16 protein-coding genes are annotated in these 15,444 nt (G+C 30.5%); 1 reads left to right on the top strand and 15 read right to left on the bottom strand.

All coding sequences use genetic code 11. The features are described 5' to 3' along the window. Window positions 1-29: 29 nt before the first annotated feature. On the bottom strand, window positions 30-1,190 hold the full coding sequence (gene thiI / locus OC526_RS03760) for a tRNA uracil 4-sulfurtransferase ThiI (protein WP_262122254.1): 1,161 nt from the start codon (window positions 1,188-1,190) through the stop codon (window positions 30-32). Continuing rightward, window positions 1,190-2,308, bottom strand: coding sequence for a cysteine desulfurase family protein (locus tag OC526_RS03755; protein WP_262122253.1), 1,119 nt, complete (start codon window positions 2,306-2,308; stop codon window positions 1,190-1,192). The genes thiI and OC526_RS03755 overlap by 1 nt, the downstream gene beginning before the upstream one ends. 98 nt (window positions 2,309-2,406) lie before the next feature. Between OC526_RS03755 and OC526_RS03750 the strand changes: the two genes are divergently transcribed. Next, on the top strand, window positions 2,407-3,312 hold the full coding sequence (locus OC526_RS03750) for a ribonuclease H-like domain-containing protein (RefSeq protein WP_262122252.1): 906 nt from the start codon (window positions 2,407-2,409) through the stop codon (window positions 3,310-3,312). Here OC526_RS03750 and OC526_RS03745 read toward each other — a convergent pair. The 13 genes from OC526_RS03745 to OC526_RS03685 form a co-directional block, all read right to left on the bottom strand. Then, window positions 3,307-3,984: a uracil-DNA glycosylase gene (locus OC526_RS03745; RefSeq protein ID WP_262122251.1), complete on the bottom strand. Its 678-nt coding sequence runs from the start codon at window positions 3,982-3,984 to the stop codon at window positions 3,307-3,309. The genes OC526_RS03750 and OC526_RS03745 overlap by 6 nt on opposite strands. Further along, window positions 3,981-4,430: a signal peptidase II gene (lspA, locus tag OC526_RS03740; RefSeq protein WP_262122250.1), complete on the bottom strand. Its 450-nt coding sequence runs from the start codon at window positions 4,428-4,430 to the stop codon at window positions 3,981-3,983. Before lspA ends, OC526_RS03745 begins: the two co-directional genes overlap by 4 nt. Continuing rightward, entirely contained in the window at window positions 4,427-5,095 is a 669-nt protein-coding gene (locus OC526_RS03735) for a YlmH/Sll1252 family protein (protein ID WP_316043767.1), read from the bottom strand. Before OC526_RS03735 ends, lspA begins: the two co-directional genes overlap by 4 nt. 122 nt (window positions 5,096-5,217) lie before the next feature. Beyond that, the gene (locus OC526_RS03730) at window positions 5,218-5,829 is read right to left on the bottom strand and encodes a cell division protein SepF (RefSeq protein ID WP_262122248.1); all 612 of its coding nucleotides are present in this window, start codon (window positions 5,827-5,829) and stop codon (window positions 5,218-5,220) included. A gap of 68 nt (window positions 5,830-5,897) precedes the next feature. Then, on the bottom strand, window positions 5,898-6,884 hold the full coding sequence (locus tag OC526_RS03725; protein ID WP_262122247.1) for an NAD(P)H-dependent glycerol-3-phosphate dehydrogenase: 987 nt from the start codon (window positions 6,882-6,884) through the stop codon (window positions 5,898-5,900). 2 nt (window positions 6,885-6,886) lie between these two features. Then, window positions 6,887-7,462 carry a glycerol-3-phosphate 1-O-acyltransferase PlsY gene (plsY, locus tag OC526_RS03720; protein WP_262122246.1) on the bottom strand — a complete coding sequence of 192 codons (576 nt, stop codon included), beginning with the start codon at window positions 7,460-7,462 and terminating at the stop codon, window positions 6,887-6,889. Continuing rightward, on the bottom strand, window positions 7,459-8,778 hold the full coding sequence (gene der / locus OC526_RS03715; protein ID WP_262122245.1) for a ribosome biogenesis GTPase Der: 1,320 nt from the start codon (window positions 8,776-8,778) through the stop codon (window positions 7,459-7,461). Before der ends, plsY begins: the two co-directional genes overlap by 4 nt. Window positions 8,779-8,780: 2 nt before the next feature. After that, window positions 8,781-10,016, bottom strand: a complete 1,236-nt coding sequence (glyA, locus tag OC526_RS03710; RefSeq protein WP_262122244.1) for a serine hydroxymethyltransferase — start codon at window positions 10,014-10,016, stop codon at window positions 8,781-8,783. Continuing rightward, window positions 10,016-10,432 carry a SoxR reducing system RseC family protein gene (locus OC526_RS03705; RefSeq protein ID WP_262122243.1) on the bottom strand — a complete coding sequence of 139 codons (417 nt, stop codon included), beginning with the start codon at window positions 10,430-10,432 and terminating at the stop codon, window positions 10,016-10,018. Before OC526_RS03705 ends, glyA begins: the two co-directional genes overlap by 1 nt. Then, a complete protein-coding gene (gene aspS / locus OC526_RS03700) occupies window positions 10,416-12,188 on the bottom strand; it encodes an aspartate--tRNA ligase (RefSeq protein WP_262122242.1) in 1,773 nt (590 codons plus the stop codon). Before aspS ends, OC526_RS03705 begins: the two co-directional genes overlap by 17 nt. A gap of 9 nt (window positions 12,189-12,197) precedes the next feature. Continuing rightward, on the bottom strand, window positions 12,198-12,800 hold the full coding sequence (locus OC526_RS03695; RefSeq protein ID WP_262122241.1) for an MBL fold metallo-hydrolase: 603 nt from the start codon (window positions 12,798-12,800) through the stop codon (window positions 12,198-12,200). Further along, entirely contained in the window at window positions 12,801-13,250 is a 450-nt protein-coding gene (dtd, locus tag OC526_RS03690) for a D-aminoacyl-tRNA deacylase (RefSeq protein WP_262122240.1), read from the bottom strand. Continuing rightward, complete coding sequence (locus OC526_RS03685; RefSeq protein WP_262122239.1) at window positions 13,250-15,439, bottom strand: RelA/SpoT family protein; 2,190 nt, start codon at window positions 15,437-15,439, stop codon at window positions 13,250-13,252. Before OC526_RS03685 ends, dtd begins: the two co-directional genes overlap by 1 nt. Window positions 15,440-15,444 lie beyond the last annotated feature (5 nt).

Here is a 15,444-nt window from a genome sequence, read left to right as displayed (position 1 = left end):
ATCTTAGTAACTATTTGTCAAATAAAAACTTATATTTCTATAATTTCTATTGTCTCTAGTGCCTCATCTACTAATCTTTCAATATTGAGATTTTCTTCTGATCTTTCGATATATTTGAGTTTTGGTTTTGTAACTGGCTTATCTGGAGCAAAGATAGAACAACAATCATCATATGGCTCTATGGACTTATCATAAGTTCCAATATCAATAGCAGTATTAATTATATCTTGTTTATCTAGACCGATTAATGGGCGTAATATTGGATAATTGGCTGACTCTTCAATAACAGAAATAGATTCCAGCGTTTGGGATGCTACTTGACCTAGTGATTCTCCTGTTATAAATGCCTTAAATCCATATTTATCTGCAAGCTTATTCGATATTCTCATCATAAATCTTCTAGACAAAATAGTTGTTTCGCGTCTATCACAATTTGTTGCTATTTCCTTATAAATATTTGCTAGATTTATTGAAAAAACTTTAAGAGGACCTGTATATTGCGACATTAGTCTAGCTAAGTCTTCTGCTTTTTGGTGGGCTTGTTTAGAAGTAAAAGGATAAGAGTGAAAATGAACGGCATTAACCATCATTCCACGTTTTGCCATCATAAATCCTGCCACAGGTGAATCTATACCACCGGAAAGTAATAGTAAACCTTCACCGCTACTTCCTATAGGTAATCCTCCTAGGCCCTTGTGTCTTTTTGTATAGACATAAGCATTATTTTTTATATCAACATATACTTTAAAGTCTGGATTATGAATATCAACTGATAAATTTTTATATTCGTCTAAAAGCAAGTCTCCTAGATGTGCATTAAGTTTAGGTGAATCATATTCAAAAGATTTATCAACTCTAGTAGTTTCAACTTTAAAAGTATAATTTTTATCTTTATAATCTTTATTTATGGTATACTTTGCCGCTTGAAAAATATCATCAATATTTTTATTTACTTTATAAACTTCATCTATATAAGCAATACCAAATACTTTTTCTATTTCCTTTACCAAAGCATCAAACTTATTTTCGTCAGCTTTGATATAAAGCTTAGCACTTTCTACATAGGTATCTTCATAACCTATATTTTTAATATTTGCTAGAATATGTTTGCGTGCATTATCAAAAAAATATTTTCTATTGGATCCTTTTAAAAAAAGTTCTCCAAAGCTAATTGCTAAAAGTGATTCCATTACATAACCCTTCTTATTTCATCAATTGATTCTTTTAAAATTTTGACAGTATCTTCTAGTTCTTCTTTTGTATTTTCTCCCGCAAAAGAAAATCTAATAACTCCATCGCTATATTTATCATCTACATCTAAGGCTTCTAAAATCCTATTATTATTTCCTTTTGAACAAGCTGATCCGCTAGATACATATATATCATTATCCTCAAGCATATGAAGTAGGACTTCTGATTTTATATTTGCAAATCCTACACTTAATATATAAGGAGAATAATTTTCATCTGGAGTGTTAAATATATAATCACTTATATTTTTATCGATTAGTTTTCTCATGTATTTATTTAAATCGTCGACATAATTAAACTCATCAGCATCAATTTGTTCTTTTAATGCAGTTGCCATTGCATAAATAGCAGGATGATTATCAGTACCGCTGGATACAACTTGTTGGTGTCCTCCATGTAGTACAGGTTTTATTTTTTGAAGGATTTCTTTCCTAACGTAAAGCCCTCCAACTCCCTTTGGTCCGTGAAATTTGTGTGCAGAAAAACTCATTAAATCAACTTTAAGCTCATTTACATCACATAAAATTTTTCCCAATGCTTGTGTAGCATCTATATGAATTAAGATATTTTTATCAAATGATTTTACAATATCGCTTATTTTTCCGATGTCTTGAATAGTTCCTGTTTCATTGTTAGCATAAATAATTGAAACTAATTTAACATCATTTTGCAATTTATCTTCCAAATCTTTTATGTCAATAAACCCATATTGATCATTTTTTAGGAAAATAACTTCTTTAAAAATATTTTTTTTAAAACTGTCATAAACTGATGAATGTTCAATTGAAGAAGTTATTGCAATATTATTTTCTCCACTTAATGATGAAATTACAATATTATTTGCTTCGGTTGCACCCTTTGTAAAATATATTTCATCTGGATTTGATCCTATTACGCTAGAAATAATTTCTCTAGATTCTCTTAAAAGATTACTAGATTTTAGTCCAAAACTATGAATTGATGATGAATTTGCAAATGCTTTATCCTCTGCGAAAGCACGAGCTTGCTGAGCATTTTTATAAATTTTTGTTGTTGCTGCATTGTCTAAATATATCATATAAACCTCATAAAACTTACATATTATTAATAACTTATAACCTAATTATAACATTATATTGGTTAAATTTAAGATGGCAAATAAAGTATAATAGTAATATGATTACTTATAAAAAAAGATATTTTCCAGAAAATTTAAATAAAGATGAAATAATCTTAGATATTGAAACCACAGGTCTTGATCCATTACGTGATAATCTCGTCTTACTCGGATTTATAGTTTTTGAAGGCGAAAAATCCTATATTATTCAGTATTTTGCTGAAGATAATTTTGAAGAAGTAAGACTTCTTAAAATCTATTTAAAAATGACTGCGGATAAAACAATTATAACTTACAATGGTGATAAATTTGATATTCCATTTTTAAATATCAGATTGGATAAATATGGTTTGGAACCAATATTTCCAGCTACTAAGGATATATATAAAACTATTTCTTCCCATAGAAAATATTTTACCTTCGAATCTATGAGATTAATGGATATGGAAAAACATATAGGCATTTTTAGAAATGATCCTAGTAGATACAAGGTTATTAGCAAACTTACAGAAGACATTAAAAAAAGGGATAAACCAAGGCCAATTATGATTCATAATGAGAATGACCTGATTGCTACTGAAAAGCTAGCTAACATAAATGATTATTTCACTAGGGAACTTTCTACTAATCTAGATGGATACATTATTAACTTAAAATCAGTTTGCATAAATAACGATATTTGTCAAATAATCTTAGAATCTACAAGAACGTTAACTGAATCTTATTTTTCGTCTATTAATTACGAATTAAGGACAAGTTCTAATACTATAGAAATTAATATTCGGATTTTATATGGGAGATTTGATGAAAAAAATACCGGTTTTGTTACTTTAAATACTTTTAACTTAGAAAATGAAAGTCTAATGACCGTTGACCCAAATTTACTAATTATTAGAGAGAATTACCTTTATAACTATAAAAATATTTTAAATCTAAGCAAAAAAATAATTGAGAATCATTTATAGATTCTCAATCTGCCAGTCTATGGGTTCTTGACCTATAGATTTTAAAAAGTTATTTGTTTTTGAAAATGGCTTAGATCCAAAAAATCCCCTATGAGCAGATAATGGAGATGGATGGGTAGACTTTAATATCAAATGATTTGGATTTGTAATAAACTTTTCTTTTGATTGGGCATTCCTGCCCCATAAGATAAATACTATTGGCTTTTCTCTCTCATTTAATTTTTTTATAATATGATCAGTAAGTATTTCCCATCCAATTTTTTGATGGGAATTTGCCTGATGAGCTCTTACTGTTAGGGATGTATTTAATAGCAATACTCCCTGCTTAGCCCATTTTTCTAAATTTCCATTGTTTGGAATGTAGGTTTTGATGTCTTCATGCATTTCCTTATAGATATTTACCAAAGATGGTGGAGTTTTCACACCTTTTTGCACTGAAAAAGCATAACCGTGTGCTTGACCAGGACCATGATAGGGATCTTGTCCTAAAATTACTACCTTAACATCTCGATAGGCTACTGATTTTAGTGAATTAAAAATGTCATACATATCAGGATAAACTGTGTGGTTCTTATATTCTCCAATCAATTTTTTTCTAAGATTTTGATAATACACCTTATCCCATTGATCTGCTAAAATTATATCCCATTCATTTCCAATATTTACTGTCATATATTTTCGCTTTCTTCAAAAAATATTAGGTAAATAATCATTAAAAAACTGCCAAGAGTGACAAATATATCAGCTATATTAAAAACCGGGAATTTTACAAAAGCAAATTCTATAAAGTCTACAACATACCCTTGGAATAATCTATCATAAAAATTACCAATAGCTCCAGATATAATCATTGCAAGAGCAATATTTAAAATTTTATGGTTTTTTTTGTAATTTTTTTCGAAATAATATACTAAAACCGCAACTATTACTAGTGTTAATATTATAAAAAATAACCTACTATCTTGGAGAATACCAAATGCTGCACCCCTATTTTCAAGGTATGTAAAATTTAATAGCTTACCTTGATAAGGATTTTCTATAAAATTGTTTATTGCGTAAGATTTGCTTAATCTATCTAAGATTAAACCTAAAATTATAAATACTATATATGCTGTCATTTTAACTTCCTATATGTAATGTGAGAATTGCCTTTTTTACTAGTTCCTGTAACTTCATCAAATATAAATCTACCTTCTCTTCTAATGGATATCATAGAATTTTCATTTATGATTTTACTTGGATCATCAATTATTTCGTAGTTAACTTTTACAAGCTTTGCCTTTACTAAGTCCTTAGCCTTAGTTCTAGATGTATTTATAAACTCAGATATTAGATTATCTAACCTTAATGATGAAACAAAACCGCTATGATTGGTGAAATCATCCAATTTTATATCCAAAGTATTATTTTCTTTAAATTCTATATTTATACTTTGTCTTTTTATTTTACTTAAATTATATTTTACAAAACTTGCTTCATCTTTTAATATAGCAAATTCACAATGGTTATTTTCAGTTACAATGTCTCCTATCGATTCACGGTCCAAATTTAGGCTCATTAGTGAACCTAGAACATCAGGGTGACTTAAGCCATCGTGGTCAAATTTTAAAATGTTTATATAATTTGATTCTATAATTGGCTCATAAAAGAAATTGGCGATAAATATTTTGCGCTCTGCCAAATCATTACCGCCTATAAATTTTATATCTATTTTGTTTTTATTTGCAATAGATTCTATAACTTCTTGCTCAAAAGGGTCCAAAAAAAAGCTATACTCTTCCATATTTTTATAATACGCTCTTTCCAATATAGCTATAGCTTTTTTTATTGAGGATTTTTTACTCTTATCATTTATAAAATCTAAGTTATAATCCAAACTCATATAAATTTATTTAAATTATGAACTTATAATTGATTATAGTTTCCATCTGATATTTGATCAGTTACAGTGCTGTCAACTTGTACACCCTTTGGACTGATAACAAAAATACCCTTTGTTACTCTCTCAACTGTACCATCTAAGGCATATACTGCTCCTGATACAAAATCAAATATTCTTTGTCTCATATCAGCATCAACCATTTCTAGATTTAAAACAACAACTTTTTTATCAAGTATATCATTTATAACACTTGGAGCATCTGTTTCATAATCAAGAGGCTCTTGAATTGAAATTCTCATTGATGATTTGTTTGTAAAATTATTTTCTGTCATGCTAACTATATTATCTCCTCTTTTTGATGATCTTTTATAACTATCCGATGAACTACTATTAGAATAAGAATCTGTATCATAGCTACTAGAATCAAAAGCATATGATGAATTTGATTTGCTATATCCACTTTCGTAAGTTACAGAATCATTTTTTTCTAGTGTGTCATCATCTAATAAATTTGTATACGCTTCTCTAGAAGATGATTTGCTTTCTACTTCATCATCATTGTAATAAAGCTGTTCGTCATCGTAATCATCATAATTGTCGTCAATGCCAATAAAATCTTTAAACTTTTCAAACATAATATTCCCTTTACTATATATATTTAGTTCTATTATAACTTAAAATTAGAAAAATTTAAATTATAAAATTAGAATTCGCTCTTTAAAGTTCTACCCATAAGTGATGCTACAGAATCATTTGGATCTTTATTTTCGTATAAAATTTTGTATATTTCTTTGGTGATTGGTAAATCTAAATTATATTGATTAGCCAGTTGATTTAATGCTTTAGTTGTTGGAATTCCTTCTACAACCATATTTACTTCATTTATAGCATCTTGCATATTTTTGCCTTGACCAATTAGAAGTCCAGTCCTATAATTTCTCGAATTTATACTGGTTGCTGTTACTATCAAATCACCTACTCCAGCTAGGCCATTTAAAGTTTTTGGATCAGCATTAAATTTTTCAAGCAGTCTATTCATTTCGTTTATTCCACGTGTGATAACTGCAGCCTTGGTATTATCTCCATAGCCTAAACCATCTAGGATTCCAATTCCAAATGCTAAAGTATTTTTTATAGCTCCGCCTAACTCTACACCCAAAAGATCTTCTGAAGTATAAACCCTAAACCAATCACTATTGAATATTTCTTGAATTTCTTTTGCAAGTTTTAAATCATTACTAGCACAAACAATAGCTGTTGGCATTTTTTTAATAACCTCTTCTGCGTGTGATGGACCACTTAAAATAGCATAAGAATTATCTTTTCCCAGTTCTTGGTAAAAAATCTCTGAAATCCTATTATGACTTTCCAGTTCTAGTCCCTTTGAGAGATTTACATAGACATTTTCTTTATTAAAATACGTCTTAAATTCTTTTATAACAGATCTAGTACTTTGAGTTGGAATACCATTTACTATGAATCTATTCTTAAAAAGTAGTTGAATATCGCTAGTTGCTTTAATATTTTTTGGCAAGTCAAAATCTTTTAAATATTTTCTATTTTTATGATTGTTATTAATAAATTCTGTATCTTCAGGATTTCTAGCATACATCAAAACATCGTATTTTTCAGATAATAAATATGCTATAGCTGTTGACCAGGATCCTGCTCCTAAAATTGAGATTTCCATAATTAAAATATTTTAGACTCCTCATGATTTATTATTCTGTTAATGTTAGCCCTATGTTTATAAACGATCAGTGCACATATTATAAGTACAGCATAAAAAATATCAGAAAGACCAAAGTAAAAATATCCTATAAAAATTGCACTTATAGCTGCTAATATAGAACCTAAGGAAACCATCCTACTAAATAGCACGACAAGGATAAATATTCCTACTAATATTAAAACAAATTTAATATCTATATAAAGTAAGGCTCCAAAGGATGTAGCTACTCCTTTTCCACTTTTGAAATTTAAGAATACACTGTACATATGTCCTAGCACAACAAAAACTAGACTTACTGCTACTGCATGTTCTACATTCAATTTGTCAGCAATAAGTACTGCGATAAAGCCTTTTAATGCATCACAAATAAGTGTTGCTATACCAGCCTTTCTCCCAAAATTTCTTAAAGCATTTGTGCTACCAACATTACCAGAACCTAAGTTTCTAATATCCATATTAAAAAAATATTTTCCAATTAGATAGGCATTTGGAATAGACCCAAGTATATAAGAAATAACGGCAACGACAAATATCATTTATCTGAACCTCTTTCTTTTAAAACAAAGCTAAATGGAACTCCAATCAGATTATAGTTTTTTCTAATCTGATTTTCTAAATATCTCATATATGAAAAGTGCATTATTTCTCTATCATTTATTGAAAGCATAAATTTAGGAGGCGCTGTTCCAACTTGAGACATATAATATATTTTTAGTCTCTTACCCTTATCTTGAGGAGGTTGGTTTAGCATGATTGCATCTTGTAAAATATTATTTAAAACTCCAGTAGATATTCTAGTATGATAGTTATTATCCACTATTTCAATCATATCTAAAAGTGTATCAATTCTTTGATTTTTGAGTACTGATATAAACACTATTGGTGCATATAAAGCAAATCCTAATTTATTTCTAATATCTGCTTCCATGTTTTTCATGGTATTGGTATCTTTTTCAACTATATCCCACTTATTTACTGCTATTATTATAGCTTTTCTTTGGTTATGGGCATAGCCAGCGATTTTGGTATCTTGTTCTGTAACTCCAACTGTTGCATCTATTAAAAATAAAACTATTTCCGCACTATCTACAGCATCAAATGTACGTTGGTTTGCATAATATTCTATATTTTCTTTTACTTTTGATTTTCTACGAAGTCCTGCTGTATCAATTAAAACATAATTCTTATCATTGTAGGTCCAGTAAGAATCCACTGCATCACGTGTAGTACCAGCAACATCAGTAACAATCATTCTCTCATCTTCTAGGAGGAGATTTACTAATGAAGACTTACCAGCATTAGGTTTACCTATTATTGCAATTCTTGTTTCATCTTCTATTTGCTCAAAAGCTTCAAAATCTATATTTTCTACAACTTTATCTAGTAGATCACCCAGCCCCTTGCTTTGTTCAGCAGATATAATTGCTAAATCATCAAAACCCAAAGAGTAGAAATCATATATATGATCTGGGGTTTTGTGGCTGTCAACTTTGTTTGCAACAATTATTACTTTTTTGTGATAGCGGCGTATTACATCTGCTATTTCTGCATCATGTGGACTTAAACCCTCTTTACCGTCTACTACAAAAAGAATTAAATTTGTTTCTAGTAAGGCTTTTTCGACTTGGGATTTAATTTCTTGATTCATCATTTCCTTATTAGAAATATCAAGACCACCAGTGTCTACTAGCATGAATTCATCGCCTTGCCACTCTACTTTATCGACTATTCTATCACGGGTAACACCACTAATGTCTTCTGTTATCGATTTTTTCTTACCGACAAGTCTATTAAATAATGTTGATTTTCCTACATTAGTTCTTCCGACTAAAGTTACTATTGGCATTGGCATAATTAATTACCATATACGGGAAATTTGTTTGTTAGGTCTAAAACTTCCCTTTTAATTTGTTCTAAATCTTCACTTTTATCAATAGTTCTTGAAATAAGTTCGATTATTTTTCTAGATTCATTTACACCCATACCTCTGGATGTGATTGCAGCAGTACCGATTCTTAGACCACTCGTAACTTGTGGTGATAATTGCTCATTTGGTATTGTATTTTTATTTGTAGTGATGTTTACTTGATCCAGCAAGTCTTGGGCTTCAGCACCTGTAATGTTTTTATTTGTAAGGTCAATTAATATTAAATGGTTGTCTGTACCATCTGAAATCATTTTGAAACCATAATCTCTTAAAGCTTCTTCCATAGCCTTTGCATTTAATTTTATATTTTTAGCATATTCTTTCCATGATGGATCTAAATTTTGTTTAAATCCTAAAGCTTTTGCTAAAATGATGTGCTCTAAAGGTCCACCTTGTGATCCTGGAAAAACTGATTTGTCAATAGCTTTTGCAAATTCTTCTTTACAGAGAATGATGCCTGACCTAGGCCCTCTTAAAGTTTTATGAGTTGTAGATGTGACTACATCACAATATGGAAATGGATCTGGATGTTCACCAGCCACTATTAGTCCTGCAATATGTGCGATATCAGCCATTAAAATTGCGCCAACCTCATCAGCTATTTCTCTAAATTTGCTAAAATCGATTTCGCGAGGATAAGCACTTGCACCACAAACTATTAGCTGTGGTCGTATTTGACGTGCTTTTTCTAGTACTTCTTCATAATTAATTCTACCGGTTTGGTTATCAACACCATAATGATAGAAATCATAAATTTTACCAGAAAAATTCACTTTAGAACCATGTGTCAAGTGACCACCTTCTGTAAGATTCATAGCCAAAACTTTATTGCCTGGCTTTATAAGAGCAGAATAAGCTGCAAAGTTTGCGTTTGATCCTGAATGTGGTTGAACATTTGCATGATCGCAATTGAATAATTCTTTTGCTCGATCGATAGCAATTTGCTCGATAGTATCTATATTTTCACATCCACCATAATATCTTTTTTCTGGATAACCTTCAGCATATTTATTAGTTAAAACACTTCCTGCTGCTTCTAATATATATGGTTTAACATAGTTTTCTGAAGCAATAAGCTCTATATTATCTTCTTGTCTGTGAACTTCTTTTTCTAAGGCTTGGTATAAATCAATATCAAATTCTTTGATTAATGAATAATCCATTAGATTTTCCTCACTTTCATCACATTATTATTAGAAAGGTTTTTATCAATTCCTTTAATAATCATAAATGATATGGCAAAAAATATAACAACTGATATAAGAGTAAGTAAATTTATGTCATATCCAGTATTTTTAAGAAAAATGTTTGGTAATAGGGCCCCAACAACCATCATAAAAACTGGTAATAAATAAACATATATTGAGTATTTTGTAATATCAGAAGAATGTGATTCTAATATAACCTTATCTCCCTTATCAATGTTATCTGTGGAATAAACTTCTATTATAGTTTCTTCTTTTTGCCCGCAGGTACCTTTGGCTTGACAAGAGCCGCAGGCTTCATTACGAGTTACACTTATTAATAATTTTCCCTTATTATTTTCTAGGACTGTTCCTTGCTTAATCATCATTGTCATTTATATCACTCCTTACACTGATTCCAAGCTCATCTAAGGCTTTATCATCGACAATTGTAGGTGCTTCAGTAAGTGGACATGTTGCAGATTGAGTTTTTGGGAAGGCTATTACATCTTTAATATTATCTGTTTTAGCAAATAGCATTAATAATCTATCTAGACCATAAGCAAGCCCTGCATGTGGTGGTGTACCATATGATAAGGCTTCAATAAAGAAACCAAATTTATTTTGGATATCTTCCTCACTTAAGTTTAGGGCTTCAAAAATTTCTTTTTGTAGGTCTGAGTTATTTATTCTAACTGATCCCCCACCCATTTCATCACCATTTATTACAATATCATAAGCTTGTGTTCTAACCTTTTCTGGATGTGTTTTTAAAAGTTCAATATCATCTTCATTTGGCATAGTAAAAGGATGGTGTTGGGAAACGTATCTATCTTCCTCTTCGTTATACTCAAACATAGGGAAGTTTACTACCCAGGTTAGGGCATATTCTTTTTCATATAGATCATTGTCTTTAGCAACTTTGTTTCTTAAAGCCCCTAGACCTTCTAAAACTTTTTTATCTTTATCAGCTGCAATTAAAATTAGGTCATTATCTTCAATTTCTAATTTTTCTACCATATTATTTAGAATATCATCTGATAAGAATTTACTAATTGATGAATTTACTTCTTCGCTGTATTTAATATAAGAAAGCCCACCTAGACCATAGTGTTTAACGAAGTCTGTTAATTTGTCTAATTGTTTTCTAGAATATTTATCTGCTAGATTTTTAAAGTTAATTGCTCTTACTGATTTGCCTGCAGATGTATTGTTAGCAAATACTTTAAAATCGCTATCTTTCCAGATTTCAGAAATATTTTGAATTTTGTAACCAAATCTTAAGTCCGGTTTATCAGACCCATATGACTCCATAGCTTCACTATAATCCATTCTTGGAATAGGAAGTGTTAACTCATAGTTTGTATATTTATCAAATAATTCTTTGATAAGTCCTTCATTTACCGCAATTACATCATCTTGGCTAGCAAAAGATAATTCCATATCTAGTTGAGTAAACTCTGGTTGGCGGTTAGCCCTTAAATCCTCATCTCTAAAGCATTTTACTACTTGGAAATATCTATCTAATGAACCAATCATTAAAATTTGTTTTAGAAGTTGTGGTGATTGAGGAAGGGCATAGAATTCACCTTGGTTAATTCTAGATGGTACAAGATAGTCCCTTGCTCCTTCTGGAGTCGGTTTTGTTAAAAATGGAGTTTCTACTTCTGTAAAGTCATTTTCATACATATACTCTCTTATAGTACGCACAATATCAGATCTAAGCTTTAGATTTTTTTGAACAGAAGCCTTTCTCATATCAAGGTACCTATATTTTAATTTTAGATTTTCAGCTACATCATCATCGTCTTTTATGTATATAGGTGGGGTATTTGCCTTATCTAGGATATTGATTTTTTCTGCTACAATTTCTATATCACCTGTCGGCATATCTGGGTTTTTGGATTCTCTCTCCCTTACTGACCCTTTTACCTCAACTACATATTCTTGACCTAAGTGGCTGGCTAGGTCGTGATTTTCTTTATCTTCTTCACGAACTACTATTTGAGTAATACCAGTTTTATCTCTTAAATCGAAAAATACTAGAGAACCTAAATTTCTTTTTTTGGCTACCCAGCCCATAAGGACTACTTCTTGACCTATATTTTCACTTCTTAATTCGCCACACATATGGCTTCTTTTAAATTCCATATACTCTCCTTATATTAAGAATGGATTATTATTAAATTCATAATCCAAACTTGTTTGCTCACCGTGTCCTGGGTAAACTACTATGTTTTGATTTAATACCCTATATTTTTCATTTATGGAGTCAATCAAAGTTTCATAATCTCCGCCTGGAAAATCTGTCCTTCCAATGTTTCCCCTAAATAAGGTATCCCCTGAAAATAAATAATCACCAATTAAATAACTTATTGAGTCTAGGCTATGTCCAGGAGTTTTTAAAGCCTTTATTTTAAAATCTGTAAATATTTCATTGTCGGTTAAAAAATTATCTATAGGCACATTTAAATCATCATAGTCATATGCCAGATTGTAATATTTGTCATTTGCAATATCTCTGGATTCACTAGATGCAAATACATCTACATTATATAAATTTTTATAATATTCTAAACCTAAAACATGATCAAAGTGAGTATGAGTCTGTAATATAGAATCAATTATAATGTTATTATCTTTTATATATTTTGTAACCAAATCATTTTTTATTACTGCATCTACTATAAATCCATGTCCATTTTCACTAACGACATATAAATTTGTTAGAACAGGTCCAAGGGGAAATCTCATAATTTCCATTTATAGAATCCTTTCACTGTCAATAAGAATTGTTGTAGGACCATCATTTACAAGACCAACTTCCATATGGGTTTGAAACTTACCAGTTTCTACTTCAAAACCATCTGCTATAAGCTCATTTTTCATTATTTCATAGAATTCATTAGCTTTTTCTGGCCTAGCTGCCTCTATGAAGGATGGTCTGTTTCCTTTTCTCACATCTCCAAATAGAGTAAATTGTGAAACTAGGAGTATTTTTCCCCCTACATCGCTTATTGATAAATTCATTTTCCCATCTTTATCTTCAAAAATTCTAAGTTTTTCAATTTTTTTCTTTACGTAGGCAAGATCATCCATAGTATCAGTATCTTTTACGCCTAGGAAAACCAAAAAACCCTTATCAATTTTTGAAATTTCTTCGTTATCTACTTTTACATTTGCATTTTTTACTTGTTGTATTACTGCTCTCATTAATTATTAACCCTATATACGCTATAAACTGTATTTAGCGATTTTAATTTCGCCATAACATCATCTAACTGTTCCAAACTCTTAACTTCAACTGTTAAATCAATTATTCCCTCTTCGCCTTCACTAAGTCTTGCATTCATTCCAGCTATATTTACATTAACTGTAGAAATCATCTTTGTAATATCATAAATTACAGACGGTGAATTTGCTGCTATTAGTTGTATTTTTACAGGGAATTTATCAGTTGCTTCATTTTGCCAGTAAACATCGATCAGTCTTTCTGGAGCGTGACTATTTATAATATTTGGGCAAGTTTTGGTATGAACTGAAATTCCATTTCCTTTTGTGATAAATCCAATAATTGGATCGCCAGGAACTGGTGTGCAGCATTTTGCAAATTTTACTTCTATATCATCGTCAAAGTCACTAACCCTAACTTCTCCTTTGGAAGCTACTGGTTTTTTATCCTCATTTTTTATCTCGACTGGAGTGCTTATAGCTTGTTGCTTTTCTTCTAATTCTTTCTCTTTTTTTATGAGCTTTTGAATAATTTGCTCACTAGTAATTCTACCGTAACCTACGGCCGCATACATCTCATCTTGGGTAGGAAATCCTAACTCATTTGCAATTTCATCAACCCATTCGTCTTTTAGAAGAGACTTATAACCTTCCCTATGTTTTTTAATATCTCGGATAATCTGAGTTTTACCAATTTCGATATTTTCTTCTTTACCATTTTTCTTAAAGAATTGTTTAATCTTAGTTTTTGCTTGATTACTTTTTACTATATTTAACCAATCTTTGCTTGGTCCTGCTGAATTTTTACTAGTAAGTATTTCAATAACATCACCTGTTTTTAATTTTTGAGTTATTGGTACTATTGAGCCATTTACCTTTGCTCCTATACACTTATTTCCAACTTCTGTGTGCACTTTATAAGCAAAATCTATTGCACAAGAGCCTAATGGAAGAGAATATATTTCCCCGGCTGGAGAATAAACATAAATTTCCCTTGAGAAGAAGTCTGTTTTTAGAGTTTCCATAAACTCTTTGCTATCTGAGTCTGCCCCGCCTTCATTTTGCCATTCCATAATACGTCGCAAAAACTCCATTGCATCATCAAAATCAGATCCCTTTGAATTATTTTCCTTATATCTCCAGTGGGCAGCTACCCCATACTCACATTCTTTATGCATTTGACGGGTACGAATTTGTACCTCAAAAGGCCTAGAATCTTCTCCAAAAACTGTAGTATGAAGTGACCTATATCCATTTGGTTTTGGCTGACCAATATAGTCCTTTATCCTATTTGGAATAGGTCTCCATAAGGAGTGTACTTTTCCTAATACTTCATAGCATTCTGCTATTGTATCTACCAAGACTCTAACAGCGGTCAAATCGTATATCTCCTCAAATTCAATATCATTTCTCTTCATTTTTTTATATATTGAATATAGAGACTTAGGTCGACCACTGATTTCAAAATTAATTTTGCTATCCTCTAGTTCTGATGTTAAGTTTTCAATTATTTCATTGATATAGGCTTCTCTTTCACGTCTTTTTTGTGAAACCATTTCGGCTAGCTCATAGTATCTTTCCGGCTCCTGGTATCTAAAGCATAAGTCTTCTAATTCCCATTTTACAGAATATATTCCAAGTCTGTGTGCTAATGGAACGTAGATTTCTAGAGTTTCTGTTGCTGTTTGAACTTGTTTTTCGCGGGTCTTATATTCCAAAGTACGCATGTTGTGAAGTCTATCAGCAAGTTTTATCAAAACTACCCTAACATCATTGGACATGGCCATAACCATTTTTCTGATGTTTTCAGCTTGTTTTTCCTCTCTAGAACTATAATTTAAATTTTTAAGCTTGGTAACCCCATCTACAAGAAAAGTTATTTCTTGACCAAATTCTTCTTCCATTTCTTCATATGTTATGGATGTATCTTCCAAAACATCATGCATAAGTCCAGCACAAATAGTTTGATCATCAAGTTTCATATTTGAAATGGTTTTTGCTACTGCTATTGGGTGGATGAAGTAATCTTCACCAGAGTTTCTTTTTTGCCCTCTATGATTGAGTTCCCCAAAATAATATGCTTTTTTTATTAATTCCAAATCAGCGTTTGGATTATTTTCTAGGATTACTTCCTTGAGTTTTTCAAATTCTAAATCAAAATCTGTTGCCATATTTA

Origin of the sequence: Anaerococcus sp. Marseille-Q5996 (assembly GCF_946893725.1) — a bacterium.
GTDB classification, from domain to species: domain Bacteria; phylum Bacillota; class Clostridia; order Tissierellales; family Peptoniphilaceae; genus Anaerococcus; species Anaerococcus martiniensis.
This window is presented reverse-complemented; position numbering and strand designations above follow the sequence as displayed.